This is a genomic window from Streptomyces bobili (assembly GCF_002154575.1).
Lineage (GTDB): Bacteria > Actinomycetota > Actinomycetes > Streptomycetales > Streptomycetaceae > Streptomyces > Streptomyces bobili.
On record NZ_MUBA01000102.1, the window covers coordinates 1 to 16,649 of the forward strand.

The window sequence follows — 16,649 nt, forward strand, 5'->3', positions numbered from 1 at the left end:
GCGACCGTCGTGGCCGCCGCGGTCGCGCGCGGCGGCCACGACGGTCGCGAACGTGGTCACGCTCCCCGGGCACACGTAGTGTCCCGCCGGCCGCAGACAGATCGTGCTGCCGTCGGCGGAGAACAACTCGTCGAACACGGCCGCCAGATGCCGGTTCTGCGCGATCTGGGCCATGAGCAGGCCGGTCAACTCCCCGCTGACGATGACGTCGGAGCCGGGATCGAGGGGGGCCAGCGGCCGGTTGCGGTCGTCGGTCAGCTCGGTGACCACCCGCAGTTGCCGTCCGGTGCGTTCCTCCACGAGCCGCAGGGCCAGCAGCGTCACCAGCGTCCGGTCGTCCGGGCGGTCCGGTCCGTCACCCGGGTCGGGCCCGAGGACGACCGTCCCGTCGTACGGGGTGAGGTCGAACCCGAGCAGGGTCTCGGGCCGCGACAGGGCGGCGGACTGGAACCGCACGGACAGCCGGGAGGCGCCCGACTGCTCCGGCTCCGGCCACGGCTCCGGCTCTCGGGCCGGCGCCGGCACGGACCGGTCCGTCACCACGTCGAGCACGGAACCCGGCCGTGCCGTGCGCCGCAGCTGGTCCACGACGAGGGGCGCCCGCCGGTTCCAGCCGAGCAGCAGCACGTGCGCGGCGTCCTCCGGGTGCGGCGGCGCGGTCGCGATCACCGGCCTCTCGACCAGGTGCCGGCAGTCATCGGGCCGTGCCGCCTCCTCGTCGCGGGCCAGGATGATCAGCCGGCTCCCTGGGGCGATCACCGTGTCCGCGGGGGGATTGAGGAGCGTACGGCCCTGCGGGGTGAGCAGCCCCACCACGCAGGCACCGGCATGGCCCAGCAGCGCCACGCCGAAGGGACGCTCGTGGAACGCGTCGGCGTCGGCGAGGTGGAACTCGTCACCGGCGAAGTCGAGCAGGTCGCGCAGGACGAGGGAGAGGCCGGGACGGCGCACGCACTGCGCGATCAGCCGGGCCGTGACCGTGTCGGTCTCCAGGACCGTGCCCCGCGGCCCGGCGGCCAGCCGGGCCGCCGCCCGGTACTGGTCGTCGCGCACCGCCGCGAGGACCGGCGGCCCCTCCGCGTCCTCCCCGAGCACGGTCCGGAGCGCCAGCAGTGTGCGCAGCACCTCGGCGTCGGCCGTCGGCTCACCGGACGGCAGCACCAGCACGGTACGCGCGGTCCGAGGGCTGACCAGCGCGAGTACGCCCGGATCGCTCGCGGGGCCACTGCGGCAGATCAGCCGCGTCCGCCCGGACGGGCCGACGTGAGCGGCCAGCGCCCGCTCCATCTCCGTCTTGTCCACGTCGGCGAGCAGGACGACCGCCCGGGGCCGGTGCGGGACCTGCGCGGCGACCAGCTCCGCCACGACCGTGAACACCTGGTCCGACCAGCCGAGCACGACGGCATGGCCCTCCTCCAGGACCGTCGACCTGCCCCGGCTCAGTTCCGCGAGCCGCTCGGCCAGACCGGTCGTGATCACCCCGACGAGGGTCGACACGCAGAGCAGGGCGACCAGCCCGAGCAGGGCCGCGAGCAGCATGCGCAGCGGCGTACCGTCCACAGCCCCCAGCCGCAGGGTCTGCGCACTGGACCGCCACACCGCCGTCAGCCGGCCCGAGAGCGAAGGCGGCGCGCCGGGATCCGTCCACACCAGCAGCGCGCTCACCGGGACGACGACGGCCAGGCAGCTGACGACCAGCCAGCCCATCAGGGAACCGGCGCTGCGGGCCAGCGTACGGTCGAACCGGTAGCGCGCCCGGTCCCGTAACGACACTCGCCGCCGCCCCCTCGGCCGATCTCCGCCCACGCGCACCCCTCGCCTCGTCCCGCACTCGCCGCGGCAGCCACTCCGTCGCGCACGGACGTGACGCCGCACCGACGGGCGGTGCACCGCCAACAGATCCGCTCCGCACAGTGCTTGGTCCGGCACCGGGACACGCGGCTTTCGGGAGTCGATTCATTCTTTCGGGCAGGGCGCCCCGGTGAGCGGCGCGGACGCGGTCCGGCGCCTGCCCCGGTCTCCGCGGCGGTGGGCACGTGGCGGTACACCGGGCGCCGGCCGCACACGCGAGTCAGGGGCCGGCGTCATGGCCCGGCCCCGGCTGATCCGGAGGTCCGCCGTGCGCGGAAGACCCGCGCGAGGCACGCGGCGAGCGTCCGCGGGGCCGGCGGTTCACACGGTGATGTCCCAGCGGGGCCTGTCAGGGCTCCCGTCCGGATGTCTGGTGGTCCACGTCCGCCAGACGTGGAGTGTGTTCGGCAGTTCGGGGTGATCGAGGAGCCAGAGCACATAACCGGCCTGGCGTCGGGCCCAGGGGTTGTCCGACTGAGCGGCCGTGCTGAGCCTTCCGCGCAGGTCCTGGCTGTCGACGGCCCTGGCAATACGTACGTACTCGCGGTCTTTGCAGCGGTAGGGCCGTTGCACGGCGATCTCGACGAGGTCGGTGAGCTTGGTCCTGACCGGATCGTCGTGGCCGGCGACCGCCACGTTCCGTATGAGGAGCTGCTTCGTGCCCCACTTCTTGGCGTGCAGGGTCCAATCCCGCGGATATCGCGCCTCCCACTCCAGGAAGAGCAGCGCGTACGGCAGACCCGGCCATACCCTGATGTCCCCGGGCGGGCGGTTCCACAACGCGTTCGGCAGCGAATACCGTCCGGCTGCGACGTACGCCTCGTGGGCCCGCAGGAAGGCCGGGTCCTGGTACGCCTGTCGGCCCAGCGGCACCATCGCTCTCCACAACTCGTTGAACCGGCCCAGAGCCTGGTCGACGCTCCTCTGGGCGTCGGCCAGACGCACCAGGGCCGCGGCCCGGCCGGCGGGATCCTCCGCGATGAGCCCGTAAGCCCAGTCCAGCCGTGTGTTCCACGCGTGGGCGTCATCGACACCCGCGCCGGCTCCCGAACCCGCTTTCTCCATCACGCGGGAGATCATCCCCGTCTGCCTCGGTGAGGTACAAGGCTCGGCCTCGCCGTCCCCTGGCAACGGGCAGCCTGGTGGCCATGACGGGCCTGTATCCGCTCGCCGTCCTGTCCGTCTGCGTCGCCCACCCCTCGCCCGGAGGGAGAGCCGCTGGACGTCCTGCCCTGTCGCCGGGGAATTCAGGAAGATCCTGAACCAGAACGACCTGTCCAGCGAGTCGATGGATGACAGAAATCCGCTGGAGACCAACCTGCCGGCCATGGCAGGCTGTCACCCACCGAAGGGGTGTAGCTCAGATGGCCAGAGCGCCGGCCTCCAAAGCCGGATGCCGCAGGTTCGACTCCTGCCACCCCTGCCACCGCTCACGTCTTCGGCAGTTGCCGATGAGGCTTCGCGCGGACGCAGTCGCTGTCCTGCTGTGGCCCGCCTGTAAGGCTCCCCGCTCGAAGAAGGTGCGCTGTCCCGTGCCGACTTCACCCACCGACGGCGAGGCGACGGCCCGAAGTCGTCGGCGGTCGCTGCCTTCGGCGGTCAGTCCCACCGCGTCCGTGAGCGTCGGACGTGGCCGGCCTGTCTCTGACCATCGAGGAGACGGATCGCGATGTGTGGCGCACATCACTGACGACGACATACCTACCAGTCGGTACCCTCCTCGGGAGTGCGAACGACAGGAGACGTGATGTCTGCGACCAACCGCCAGATCCGCCTGGCAGCCCGCCCCGTCGGCGAAGTGAAGGCCAATGACTGGGAGCATCGTTCGGAGCCCGTGGAGGAGCCGGGGCCGGGCTGCTTCGTGGGCCGTACGCGCGTGATCTCCCTGGACCCGGCCATGCGCGGCTGGCTGGACGACCGCCCCTCCTACCTGCCTCCGGTCGGGATCGGTGAGGTGATGCGCGCAGGATCGGTCATCGAGGTCACCGCCTCGCAGCACCCCGAATACCGGCCGGGCGACCACGTGGTCGGCACCTTCGGCGTCCAGGAGTACGTGGTCTCCGACGGCAGGGGCGCCGTCAAGATCGATACTTCTCTCGCCCCGCCCTCCACGTATCTCGGCGCGCTGGGCATGCCCGGTATGACCGCGTACTTCGGTCTCCTCGACGTCGGCGCGCTGAAGGACGGCGAGACCGTCGTGGTATCCGGGGCGGCCGGCGCCGTGGGCACCATGGCCGGGCAGATCGCGAAGGCCAAGGGGTGCCGGGTCGTGGGCATCGCAGGCGGACCGGACAAGTGCGCCCTGCTCACCGACGAACTCGGCTTCGACGCGGCGATCGACTACCGCGCCGAGGATGTCAGGAAGGCGCTGCGCCGCGAGGCCCCCGACGGCATCGACGTGTACTTCGACAACGTCGGAGGGGACATCCTCGACGCCGCCCTGACCCGGCTGGCGATGCACGCGCGCGTCGTGGTCTGCGGCGCGATCAGCCAGTACAACAACGAGACCCCGGTCAAGGGCCCGTCCAACTACCTGACGCTGCTGGTGCGCCGTGCCCGCATGGAGGGCTTCGTCGTCTTCGACTACGCCAAGCAGTACGCCAAGGCCACCCAGGAGATCGCCGCCTGGATCGGAGACGGCCGCATCAAGGTCAAGGAACACGTGGTGCGAGGCACCGTCGACGACTTCCCCGAGACGCTGCAGATGCTCTTCCGCGGCGAGAACGTCGGCAAGCTCGTGCTGGAGCTGGCGTGACCGCCGCCGACGTCGTTCAGGAAGCACACACGGACGGCACCGCCCTCGCGGGCAAGGTGGCGCTCGTCACCGGAGGTGCCAGCGGACTCGGCCGGGCCATGGCACTCGCCCTGGCGCACGCCGGGGCACGGGTCGTGGTCGCGGACCTCGACGCGCGGGCCGGCCGCGAGGTGGCCGACCTGGCCGGCGGCACCTTCCGCGCCTGTGACGTCTCCGACCTCGACGCCAACCGGGCGCTGGTGGACTTCGCCCAGGAGGTGTACGGCGGTGTCGACATCGCGCTGCTCAACGCGGGCGTGACGACCGGATGCGGCGTCGGTGACGACTTCGACCCGGCGCGCTACCGCAGGGCGATGGGCGCGAACCTCGACGGCGTGGTCTACGGCACCCACGCGGTGCTGCCGGCCCTGCGCGCCCGTGGCGGAGGAGCGATCGTGGCGACCTCCTCCCTCGCGGGTCTGGCAGCCGTACCGCTCGACCCGCTGTACGCCGCCAACAAGCACGCGGTCGTCGGGCTCGCCCGCTCGCTGGGGCCCGCTCTCGCTCCGGACAATGTGCGTTTCAACGCGGTATGCCCCGGTTTTGCCGAATCGCGGATCATCGACCCACTCCGCGACATGCTGTCCGAGCAGGACATGCCCGTCATCCCGGCCGAGTTGGTGGCGGACACGGTGCTGCGGATCATCACCGGCGGCGGTACAGGGGAGTGCTGGTTCGTCCAGGCGGGCCGCGAAGCGGAACCGTTCCGCTTCCGCAACGTCCCCGGGCCGGCCAAGCCGGCCGCCGTCTGACGCGGACGAGACCTGTCGGACAGGAGCGGCCCGGCCCGGCCTCGTCCGCCGAGGCTGCGCACGCCGAGGCGGACGGGGATTCCGGGCCGGCTGCTGGGCGGCCGGCCCGGCCATCAGGACCGTCAGGATGTCGGTCGGGGGGAGAGGTTCCGATGGTTGTCGTCGGACCCTCAGCACGACCGGGAAGCGGCGCGCGCATGGCGTGGAGTGATTTATGGTGAATCAAGGAGTATGCCCCTACCGGAGGTGCAAGGATGCGCGCCGCGGCAGCGATCGTCTCCCTGGCTGTCAGCGTGGTGCTCATCGTCGCCACATCGGCTTGTGACCAGGACGGGTCGGAGTCGTCGAGCGCTCGGTACGGCGACTGCCCGGTCACTGGACACTACGGAGAGTTCGACCTGTCACCCGAGACTGCGGGCGCCCTCACGGTCAAAACGACCTTGCCCGCACCCGGCTGGTGGAACGGCGACACCCCGGACTCCATCAAGAGCGGCTACGAGTACTGCATGGCCGCCAACATCGCCTACCGTTCCGGACTCGACCGGCTGAAGGTGGAGAACGCTCCCTTTCCGGAGGTAGTGTCCGGCCGCACCGAAAACTTCGACCTGGCCCTGGCGCAGATCACGATCACCCCGGAACGGAGCGAGGTCGCCGAGTTCTCCCCGCCCTACCTCTCCTCGACCCTGGGAGTGCTGATCCGGGACGGCGAGAAGATCGGCGAAGACAACATCCGCGACGTCCGCATCGGAGTGGCCGAGGGCACCACGGGCGAGGAGTTCGTCGAGAAGCGCCTCAAGCCGGCCAAGCCCGTCACCGCCTTCGCCAACGACCCGGCGATGGTCACGGCGCTGGAGGCGGGACGAGTCGACGCGGTCGTCCACGACACGACGATTCTGCTGGCGTACCCCCAGAAGCGGGAGAGCAGGGTGCGCCTCGTGGGCCAGTACAGGACCGACCAGGGTTACGGCGCCCTGTACCCGAAGGGGTCACTCAACAAGGACGAGCTGGACCGGATCATCAGGCAGCTGATCGACGACGGAACGCTCACCAAACTGTCGGCCGTCTATCTCGGGGCCGCTTTCGGTCAGGACCCGGCCAAGATTCCGTACTTCACGGTCGACGACGGCTCCTGAACGCTCCGGACGTGCGCGCACACCCCGGGGCGGTCTGGTTTCAGTCCCTTCACAGGTCCGCCGTCAACAGACCGCCCAGGTCCCCGGCGCCGCCGGCGTCGAGCGCCTGCTCAGCCCAGATGATCTTGCCTCGGTCGGTGTACCGGGTCCCCCAGCGGCGGGACAGTTGCGCGACGAGAAACAGACCACGGCCGCCCTCGTCGGTGTAGGCCGCGCGGCGCAGGTGCGGGGAGGTGCTCGTGCCGTCGGCGACCTCGCAGATCAGGCTGTCGCGGTCGCGCAGCAGCCGCAGGCTGATGGGGCTCGCTCCGTACCGGATGGCGTTCGTCACGAGTTCGCTGAGGATCAGTTCGGTCGTGAAGGCGGCTTCGCCGAGTCCCCAGGATTCCAGCCTTCGGGTGGCCTCGGCGCGGATCCGGGAGACGGCCGCGGGGTCGTCAGGCACGTCCCACTCCTCGACCTGCTCCGGGTCGAGAAGCCGGGTGCGTGCGACGAGCAGGGCGACATCGTCACTCGATCTGGTGCGCAGCATCGTGTCGAGCACCGCTCGGCAGGTGTCGTCCGGGCCGGCGCCGTCCGTCTGGGCGAGCGCCTCCCTCAGCATGCCGAGCCCGGTGTCGATGTCACGGCCGCGGGCCTCGACCAGGCCGTCGGTGTAGAGAACCAGCCGGCTGTCGGCGGCCAGCCGGAGTACGGCCGTCTCGACCGGCAGACCTCCTCCCACCCCGAGTGGCGGGGCGACGGGGATGTCGGGGAAGGTCACGGAGCCGTCGGGCGAGACCAGCGCGGGACCGGGATGACCGGCCCGAGCGAGAACACATCGCCCGGAGACCGGATCGTAGACCGCGTAGAGACAGGTGGCACCGGAGACGGCCTCGACGTCGCCCTCGGCCGCCGCGTCCTGGTCGATCCGGGTGATCAGGTCGTCCAGATGCGCGAGCAACTCGTCCGGAGGCAGGTCCAGGGCGGCGAAGTTGTGCACCGCGGTCCTCAGGCGACCCATCGTCGCGGCGGCGTGCAAACCGTGTCCGACGACGTCACCGACCACCAGGGCCACCCTGGCACCCGGCAGCGGTATGACGTCGTACCAGTCGCCGCCCACCCCCGCCTGGGCGGGCAGGTACCGGTGCCCGACCTCCAGGGCGGACAGTTCGGGGAGTGCGCCGGGCAGCAGGCTGCGCTGGAGAGTGACGGCCGTCGTGTGCTCGCGGGTGTAGCGACGCGCGTTGTCGATGCACACCGCCGCGCGGGCGGTGAGTTCCTCGGCGGGGGACAGGTCGTCCGGCTCGAAGGGGTCCTGCTCCGACCGCCAGAACTCCACGACCCCCAGCAGTTGGCCTCGGGCCTTGAGCGGCACCGAGATCATGGAGTGGATACCGGATTGGATGACCTTCTGGGCCCGCTCCGGGTCCTGGGCCCGCCATCCGTCGGCCGTGGCCAGGTGCGCCACCAGGACCGGCCGGCCGGTGGCCATACCGATCGCCACGGGGTTGTCGGGCACATAGCGCATCAGCGTCCCGGCCGGGCGAAGGGGCGTGTCGTCCCGGATACCCGCGGCTGCGATACGACGCATTTCCCTATCCGCACCCGTCGGTTCCTCCCCTTGCAGCACGGACTGCACCAGCTCGACGGTGGCGAAGTCGGCGAAGCGCGGGACCGCCACCTCGGTCAGCTCCTCGGCGGTGCGCTTCATGTCGAGGGTGGTGCCGATCCGGGTACTGGCCTCGTAGAGCAGTTGCAGGCGCCCGCCCGCCACTTCCGCCCGGCCCGCGAGGGCACGCAGTTCCGTGGTGTCCCGCAGGGTGGCCACGCTGCCGGCCTGCGGGCCCACCGGTCGCACGCTGACCGCGAGCAGGATGTCTCCGGCCAGGAAGACCTTGTCCGTGGCCGCCCGGCCCGATCCCAGCAGCCCGGCCAGTGCGGGGCTCAGCCCGAGTTCGGTGACCGGCCTGCCTTCGACCTCCGGCGGCAGAGCGAGCAGCCGGCGTGCCTCGTCGTTGACCAGCAGCAACCTTCCGTCACCGTCCAGGATGATGACGCCTTCACGCACGGCGTGCAGCACCGCGTCGTGGTGCTCGTACATGCGGGTCATCTCCACCGGCCCCAGACCCTGGGTCTGGCGCCGCAAACGCCCGCTGACCAGTGCCGACCCACCCGCGGCCAGCAGTAGCGCGACACCGCCGGCGGTGAAGATCACCGGTAGTTGGTGCTGCACGACGTTCGTCACCTTGTCCACCGTGACGCCCACGGTGACGAGGCCGACGGCGGTCCCCCTGTCGTCGAAGACGGCCACCGTCGAGTCGACGGCCTTCCCCAGACTGCTGTCGAACGTGTTCTGATAGGGCTCGCCTTCGAGCGCCTGGTCGTAGTCGGTGGAGACGTGCTTTCCGATCTGGTCCGGATCCGGGTGGGTCCACCGGAAGCCGTAGGGGCTCAGCGCCACGACGTAGTCGACGCCGGTCTCCTTGCGCACCGCTTCGGCATGCGGCTGGAGTGCCGCCGTCGGGTCATCGCTCTCCATCGCCTCCGCGGTGCCCGGGGCGTTCGCGAACGACTCGGCAGCCACCAGCGACCGGTCGCCGGCTTCCTGGATCGCACGGTTGCGGTCCTGGATCACGAGCACCACCACGGCCGTGGCGATGAGCAGGAGGACGACCACCAGTTGCAGCAGGAAGACCTGACTGGCGACGCTGCGCGGTTTCCGCAATGACAGACGACGTCGGCCGGCCGCATGGTGACGAGCCTTCGGGCCGGCTTCCGGCGGCCCGGCCTTCGGCGGCACGCGGTCGGATCGGCTCGCTGGGACATAGTGCCCGAGTTTGCCCATTTTCCCAGTATCAGTGACCGGCCCGGCGGGCGCGGCTCAGGACGGGCCCTGGTCGGTACCGTCGGGCCGCAGCAGGCGGGGAGCCGTCCGCACATGGACCGGGCGGCGGACACGGCGTGCCGCCCCGGCCCCGCGCGCGGCGGCATCCTCGGGCCGACGTGGCCGAGGCGAACCGACCCCGAGCGGACGGTCGTGGGTCGGGAGTGCCCTGCACCGTCCCCACGGGCCGGTGCGCTTCGGCTGCGGCCTGCGTGTCGTCGTCCTCCGGTCCTCGCCTCCTGATGGACCTTGGCGTGCCTCCGACGTCGTCGGAGCGCGCGTCACGCGCCTTGCTGAAAATATTCGCAACGGTTTTCAGGATGCAGTTGCGAGCCGCCCAGGAACGGGGAAAGGGGGTGACCCTGGTCGGTCGCGTCGCAGTGGCGTGTAGGCGTCGGGTCGCAGGTCCGCTGCTTGGTGGGGGGCCGCGGTAGCTCTTCGGTGGTGGCAACTGGTGGTGCCAGGCCGGAGCCTGCCGTCATGAGGGTGGCGCGTCAAGACCTTGTGCAATGGGTTCCAGATACTTGCGCAAGTCGCTCGAGGGTCGGGGCGGCCCTCGCCGGGCGCCGTCAACAGGCCCTTCTCGGCTGAACCGTCGGTCCTGGGCGGCTGGAGCGATCAACATGCCGACGTCTGCGTGGAGTTGGGCGGCGAATTCAGGATGTCGCCAGGGTTGACCGGCCTCAAAGAGCGGCTCTACGGTCACGTCCGTCGCATCTTGCTGTCATCTTGCGGAAACTTTTTGCACGAGCGTGGCGGGCCACTCCCCGGTCGACCAGTCGCGCACGGCATCCGCGTCCCCACAGAGGAGGCCCCATGCCCGGGACCGTCAACGGCACTCGAAGAAGGACCGCGATAGCGCTCGCCCTCGCTGCCGGCATGGCCGGAAGCCTGGCCGCCGCTTCACCCGCCCACGCGGCACCGCCCGGGACCAATGACGTCACTGCCGTGATGTTCGAGTGGACGTTCGATTCTGTGGCCAGGGCGTGCACGGACAGCCTCGCTCCGGCCGGTTACGGCTTCGTCCAGGTCTCGCCGCCCCAGGAGCACATCCAGGGCAGCCAGTGGTGGACCTCCTACCAGCCGGTCAGCTATGAGATCGCCGGGCGCCTGGGTGACCGCGGACAGTTCAGGAGCATGGTGGACACCTGCCACGCGGCGGGCGTGAAGGTCATCGCGGACGCGGTCATCAACCACATGTCCGCCGGCAACGGCACGGGAACGGGTGGCTCCTCGTACACGAAGTACGACTACCCCGGCATCTACGCTCCGGGCGACTTCGACGACTGCACGGCACACATCAACAACTACCGGGATCGCGGCAATGTCCAGAACTGCGAACTCGTCGGGCTGGCCGACCTGGACACCGGCGAGGACCACGTCCGAGGCCGCATCGCGACCTACCTCAACGACCTGCTGTCCTTGGGAGTCGACGGCTTCCGCATCGACGCGGCCAAGCACATGCCGGCCGACGACCTCACCCACATCAAGTCCCGGCTCAGCAACCCGAACGTGTACTGGAAGCACGAGGCGATCCACGGTTCCGGCGAGGCCGTGTCCCCGAGCGAGTACCTCGGCAGCGGGGACGTCCAGGAATTCCGCTACGCCCGAAGTCTCAAGCAGGCGTTCAACAACGACAACCTCGCCCACCTGAAGAACTTCGGTGAGGGCTGGGGCTTCATGGAGTCCGGCAAGTCGAACGTCTTCGTGGCCAACCACGACACCGAGCGGGGCGGCGACACCCTGTCGTACAAGGACGGCGCCCACTACACCCTGGCGCACGTGTTCATGCTCGCCTGGCCCTACGGCAGCCCCGACGTGCACTCCGGATACGAGTTCTCCGGCCACGACCAAGGCCCACCCAACGGCGGCCAGGTGAACACCTGCTCCACCGACGGCTGGAAGTGCCAGCACACCTGGCGCGAGATCTCCTCCATGGTCGGCTTCCGCAACGCTGCCGGCGGACAGCCGGTCACCGACTGGTGGGACAACGGGGCTGACCAGATCGCCTTCGGACGCGGCAGCAAGGCATACGTGGCCATCAACCACGAAAACACCTCCCTGTCCCGCACCTTCCAGACGTCGCTGCCGTCCGGCGCCTACTGCGACGTACAGCACGGCACACCCGTCACCGTCGACGGCTCCGGCCGGTTCACCGCCACGCTCGGCGCCCATACCGCCCTCGCCCTGCACGCCGACGCCCGCGACTGCGGCGGCACCACGCCGGACCCGGACCCCGTGGCCTCCGGGGTCACCTTCGCGGTCAACGCCACCACCAGCTGGGGCCAGAACATCTACGTCACCGGCAACCGCCCCGAACTCGGCAACTGGAACACCGGCAGCGCACTCAAGCTCGATCCGGCCAGTTACCCCGTGTGGAAGCTGCCCGTCGACCTCCCTGCCGGAACGTCCTTCGAGTACAAGTACATCCGCAAGGACGCCTCCGGCAACGTCACCTGGGAAAGCGGCGCCAACCGCACTGCCACCCTCGGCGCCACGGGCCTCACCCTGAATGACACATGGCGCAGCTGACGAATCCGACCTGACGTCCCACCGTGGCCCGCTGCGCGCGACGCGGCCACGGCTCCGGAGCAGGAGAGCTGTTCGGACTCAGGCCGATACGCGAAGACAGGGCCGCACCTCCCGCACCGGCGACTCCTCCGTCCGGGCGGGACACCACCGGTGCCCTTGCCCAGCACCCCCTCCCCTCGCTACCGACGCCATGGCTTCGCCACCGTGGCCCACTTTGGGAGACCTGAATGAAACGCATACCACCACGGTTGTTGAGACCTCTGGCGGCAGCCACGGCCGCCACAGCTGTACTCGGTCTGCTCACGGCACTGCCCAGCAGCGTCGATCTGGCACCGGAGCCCGCAGCCTCCGCCGCGAACACGGCGACCGTCTTCTACTACACGAAGACGAAGAACTGGGCGGCGTACAACCTGCACTACGCTCCGGACGGCGGCGCCTGGACCACGGTCCCCGGCGTACGGATGGAGGCCGCCTGCACCGACTGGGTCAAGAAGACCGTCAGCCTCGGCGCGGCCGACGGCCTGCAAGCCACGTTCACCAACGGCTCCGGCACCTGGGACAACAACGCCGGCAAGAACTACGACCTCGGTACGGGCGACATCACCGTCAAGGACGGCGTCGTCGCCCACTCCGACCCCTGCGCGGGCGGTGGCGACCCGGATCCGACCCCCACTCCGGGAGACGGCAACAGGGCCACGGTCTACTACTCCACCGAAACTCTGGGCTGGACGACTGCCAACATCCACTACCAGCCTACGGGCGGCGCGTGGACCGCCGTACCCGGCGCCGGTATGCAGCCCGCCTGCAAGGGCTGGTGGAAACACGAGATCGACCTCGGGGCGGCCGCCACACTGAAAGCCGCGTTCAACAACGGCAACGGAGTCTGGGACAACAACCGGGGAGCCGACTACGCACTCGGCACCGGTCGGTCCACCGTCAAGAACAACACCGTCACCGGCAACTCCGGCGACCCATGTGCCGGCGAGGTGCCCGATACGAAGGCCCCCAGCGTCCCTGCACAGGTCACCGCGAAGGCCGACGGCGTATCCGTCGTGCTGACCTGGGAGCCCTCCACCGACGACAAGGGGGTCGCCAAATACCAGGTGACCCGCACCGGCGGCACCAGGGGCACGCTCGTCACCGATGTCGGATCCACCGTCTTCTCCGACGCGAACCTGGAGGAGAAGACCACCTACACCTACACGGTGAAGGCCCTGGACGCGGCCGGGAACGTCTCGGCCGCCTCCGCCGCCGCGACCGCCACCACGGGCGAGAAGCCTACGGCCCCCGCGCCCGGCACGCCGCTCGGCACCGACCCCCGCAAGGACCCGATCTACTTCGTCCTGACCGCCCGCTTCAACGACGGCGACAGCTCCAACAACCGCGGCGGCAACCAGCACACGAAGTCCGGCAACGCCGCCAACAACGACCCCATGTTCCGCGGCGACTTCAAGGGTCTGGTGAACAAGCTCGACTACATCAAGGGGCTCGGCTTCTCCGCCGTATGGATCACCCCGGTCGTACTCAACCGCTCCGACTACGACTACCACGGCTACCACGGCTACGACTTCTACAAGGTCGACGCCCGCCTGGAGTCGGCCGGAGCCTCGTACCAGGACCTGATCAACGCCGCCCACGCCAAGGGCATGAAGATCTACCAGGACGTCGTCTACAACCACTCCTCCCGCTGGGGCGCCAAGGACCTGTTCACACCGACCGTCCACGGCGTGCGCGACAGCCAGTGGAGCTGGTTCTACGACGAGCCGAACTCCGCCTTCGAGTACGACGGTCTGACCGTGGAGCCCAAGTCCGGGAAGTCGTACTACACCGGCGACCTGTGGTCGACGGCTGAGCCGTCCGGCAACACCTGCGTCGACTGGGGCAAGCCCACCCAGTACACCTCGCCCGAGGGCTACAGGATCTACAACTGCCAGTGGCCTTCCCCCACCTCCGGCATGTTCCCCAAGGCCCTCTACCACAACTGCTGGATCGGCAACTGGGAAGGCGAGGACTCCCGCTCCTGCTGGCTGCACGACGACCTCGCCGACTTCAACACCGAGAACCCCACCGTCCAGAACTACCTGATCGGCGCCTACGACAAGTACATCGACATGGGCGTCGACGGCTTCCGCGTCGACACGGCCGTGCACATCCCGCGCACCACCTGGAACCGCCGCTTCCTGCCCGCGATCCAGGAACGCGTCACCCAGCAGCACGGCGCCGAAGCGGCGAAGAACTTCTTTGTCTTCGGCGAGGTCGCCGCCTTCGTCAACGACAAGTGGAACCGCGGCTCGGTCAACCACTCCGCGCAGTTCTACACCTGGAAGGAACGCAAGGAGTACAACGCCGACGACGCCAAGGCCGCGCTGGAAATGTACGACTACGAACAGCAGTTGGGCACCGGCAATCAGCCCACCAGCACCAACGCCGTCCTTCAGGGCAACAGCTACCACACCCCGGACCACAGCAAGTTCTCCGGCATGAACATCATCGACATGCGCATGCACATGAACTTCGGCGACGCCAGGAACGCCTTCCACAACGGCAAGGATTCCGACGACTCCACCAACGACGCCACCTACAACGTCGTCTACGTCGACAGCCACGACTACGGCCCCAACAAGAGCAGCGAACGCTACACCGGCGGCACCGACGCCTGGGCCGAGAACATGTCCCTGATGTGGACCTTCCGCGGCATCCCCACCCTCTACTACGGCTCCGAGATCGAGTTCCAGAAGGGCAAGAAGATCGACTGCGGACCGTCCTGCCCGCTCGCGACCACCGGCCGCGCCTACTACGGCGACCACCTCCAGGGCGACGTCAAGGCGTCGGAGTTCGGGAAGGTCGACTCGGCCACCGGCGAGATCGCCACCACGCTCTCGCAGCCGCTGGTCCAGCACGTGCAGCGACTCAACCAGATCCGCCGCGCCATCCCGGCACTGCAAATGGGCCAGTACTCCACCGAAGGCATCACCGGCGAGATGGCCTTCAAACGCCGCTACACCCACGGCACCACGGACAGCTTCGCCCTGGTGGCCATCACCGATGGCGCCACCTACACCGGCATCCCCAACGGCATGTACACCGACGCGGTGACCGGCGAGACGCGAACCGTCACCGACGGAAAGCTCACCGTCACGGCACCCGGCAAGGGCAACATCCGCGTCTACGTACTCGACGGCCCCGGCAGGATCGGCACCGCGGGCACCTACCTGAGGTAGCCGTCCCGCTCACACCGAGTCGCTCACCTGCACCCCAGCGCCCCTGCGGACAGCACCGACCACCCGCAGGGGCGCCCCGATCGGACGGGACGCCCCGCTACCGCTTACGCCAGGCTACGCAGTCGGCAGGGACTCCCGCCTGTCCGACCGATCTTGGTGCGCGGACAGCTCCCACGGGTCGTGGGCGGAGAAGACGGTCACCTCGTCGCCGTGGTCGTGGAGCAGTTCGCGCAGCCGGGCCTGGGTGCCGAGCCGCAGGTCGTGGTGGATCTCGGAGCCGACCTGGACGGCGTCCAGCAGCGGGTGCGGCTCACGGTGGTGCTGGAGCTCGCGGTGATAGTAGTAGGCGTCCCCGCAGTGCAGGAGCCAGCGGTCGCCGTCCCGTACGGCGACTCCCGTGTGCCCCTCGGTGTGACCGCCGAGAGGGATGAGCTGGATCTCTGGGGGGAGGCCCTCCGGCTGGATCGCGGTGAAGCCGAACCACTGGTCCGCCCGTTCGGGGGTGTAGGTGACCCAGTCGGGTCCGTGCGCCCAGTGAGCGGGGCGGTAGCGGAAACTCGGTGCCTGTGCCGTCGCCGCCTCCAACTCGGCGGCCAGGACGTGGACCTGGGCGTCCGGAAAATCGGGGAGGCCACCGCAGTGGTCGACGTCGAGGTGGGTCACGATGATGTGCCGCACGTCCGAGGGCGCGTACCCCAGCCGTTCGACCTGCCGGATCGCGGTCTCCTCCGGGTCGAGGACGGGCCCGGCCATCTCGACCCAGTCGGCGCCGAGAGTGCGGTCCGGGTCCCGTACGTCGTTCAGGCCGAGGCCGGTCTCGACCAGCACCAGGCCGGCCGCGTCGGTCTCCACCAACAGGCAGTGATTTACGGCCGGTTCGGGCGGCGGGCCGTCGTACGTGGCTTCAATCCGCCGCAGGGATCCGCAGTTGAGGTGGTGAATGGTCATGGCGTCCACCCTGCGACTTGAAGTACGGTTCAAGTCAAGAACGCGGGGAGGCGGGGATGGACGAGGAGTGGCTGGACATCGGTGAGGTGGCCGCACGGTCCGGCCTGGCACCGTCCGCGCTACGGTTCTACGAGAAACGCGGACTGATCGAGGCCCTCGGGCGAAACGGTCTGCGCCGCACCTACCGTCCCGACGTACTGGAACGCCTGGCGCTGATCAGCTGCGCGCGCGGTGCCGGCTTCACGATCGCGGAGATCACCCGGTTCCTGGTCGCGGACCCTGACGACAGCGGGCTGCGGGACCGGATGGCCGCCAAGGCGCTCGAGCTGGACCTGCGCATCGCCCAGCTCGACCGGCTGCGGGCGAGCCTGCGGCATGCCGCCACCTGCACGCACGAGCCACTGGTCGAGTGCCCCGAATTCAAGCGGGCAGTGGGCGCGGTGGCTGCCGCGACGGCTCTCTGAACCCCTCGTCCGGTTCACCGGCCGGTCCTCGGCGGGCGGACGGCTCCTCCCCGCGGCAGCGGTCCCCTCCCGGCCGTGCGGGCAGCTT

10 protein-coding genes and 1 tRNA gene are annotated in these 16,649 nt (G+C 69.7%); 7 read left to right on the forward strand and 4 right to left on the reverse strand.

Annotated elements, in window-relative coordinates; all coding sequences use genetic code 11:
* Window positions 1-1,773: CASTOR/POLLUX-related putative ion channel (locus BZL64_RS09380; protein WP_425276026.1), on the reverse strand; the 1,773-nt coding region annotated here is incomplete at its 3' end.
* A 399-nt stretch (window positions 1,774-2,172) separates the two neighbouring features.
* Window positions 2,173-2,916: a hypothetical protein gene (locus BZL64_RS09385; protein ID WP_208639403.1), complete on the reverse strand. Its 744-nt coding sequence runs from the start codon at window positions 2,914-2,916 to the stop codon at window positions 2,173-2,175.
* 284 nt (window positions 2,917-3,200) lie between these two features.
* Between BZL64_RS09385 and BZL64_RS09390 the strand changes: the two genes are divergently transcribed.
* From BZL64_RS09390 to BZL64_RS09405, 4 genes are all read left to right on the forward strand, one after another.
* Window positions 3,201-3,277, forward strand: a tRNA-Trp gene (locus tag BZL64_RS09390).
* 321 nt (window positions 3,278-3,598) lie between these two features.
* A complete protein-coding gene (locus BZL64_RS09395) occupies window positions 3,599-4,606 on the forward strand; it encodes an NADP-dependent oxidoreductase (protein WP_208639402.1) in 1,008 nt (335 codons plus the stop codon).
* Window positions 4,603-5,397 carry an SDR family NAD(P)-dependent oxidoreductase gene (locus BZL64_RS09400; protein ID WP_086767994.1) on the forward strand — a complete coding sequence of 265 codons (795 nt, stop codon included), beginning with the start codon at window positions 4,603-4,605 and terminating at the stop codon, window positions 5,395-5,397. Before BZL64_RS09395 ends, BZL64_RS09400 begins: the two co-directional genes overlap by 4 nt.
* Before the next feature lie 254 nt (window positions 5,398-5,651).
* Entirely contained in the window at window positions 5,652-6,530 is an 879-nt protein-coding gene (locus tag BZL64_RS09405; protein WP_086767996.1) for an ABC transporter substrate-binding protein, read from the forward strand.
* Between the two features lie 49 nt (window positions 6,531-6,579).
* Here BZL64_RS09405 and BZL64_RS09410 read toward each other — a convergent pair whose 3' ends face one another.
* Entirely contained in the window at window positions 6,580-9,237 is a 2,658-nt protein-coding gene (locus BZL64_RS09410; protein ID WP_244205270.1) for a SpoIIE family protein phosphatase, read from the reverse strand.
* A 975-nt stretch (window positions 9,238-10,212) separates the two neighbouring features.
* On the opposite strand from BZL64_RS09410, the gene BZL64_RS09415 reads away from it, so the two are divergent.
* Both BZL64_RS09415 and BZL64_RS09420 read left to right on the forward strand, forming a co-directional pair.
* The gene (locus tag BZL64_RS09415) at window positions 10,213-11,928 is read left to right on the forward strand and encodes a carbohydrate-binding module family 20 domain-containing protein (protein ID WP_086768001.1); all 1,716 of its coding nucleotides are present in this window, start codon (window positions 10,213-10,215) and stop codon (window positions 11,926-11,928) included.
* Between the two features lie 227 nt (window positions 11,929-12,155).
* On the forward strand, window positions 12,156-15,149 hold the full coding sequence (locus BZL64_RS09420; RefSeq protein ID WP_086768003.1) for a carbohydrate binding domain-containing protein: 2,994 nt from the start codon (window positions 12,156-12,158) through the stop codon (window positions 15,147-15,149).
* A gap of 114 nt (window positions 15,150-15,263) precedes the next feature.
* On the opposite strand, the gene BZL64_RS09425 is transcribed toward BZL64_RS09420, so the two are convergent.
* Window positions 15,264-16,097, reverse strand: coding sequence for an MBL fold metallo-hydrolase (locus tag BZL64_RS09425; protein ID WP_086768010.1), 834 nt, complete (start codon window positions 16,095-16,097; stop codon window positions 15,264-15,266).
* A 56-nt stretch (window positions 16,098-16,153) separates the two neighbouring features.
* Between BZL64_RS09425 and BZL64_RS09430 the strand changes: the two genes are divergently transcribed.
* Window positions 16,154-16,561 carry a MerR family transcriptional regulator gene (locus BZL64_RS09430; RefSeq protein WP_086768005.1) on the forward strand — a complete coding sequence of 136 codons (408 nt, stop codon included), beginning with the start codon at window positions 16,154-16,156 and terminating at the stop codon, window positions 16,559-16,561.
* The last annotated feature ends 88 nt before the right edge of the window (window positions 16,562-16,649 follow it).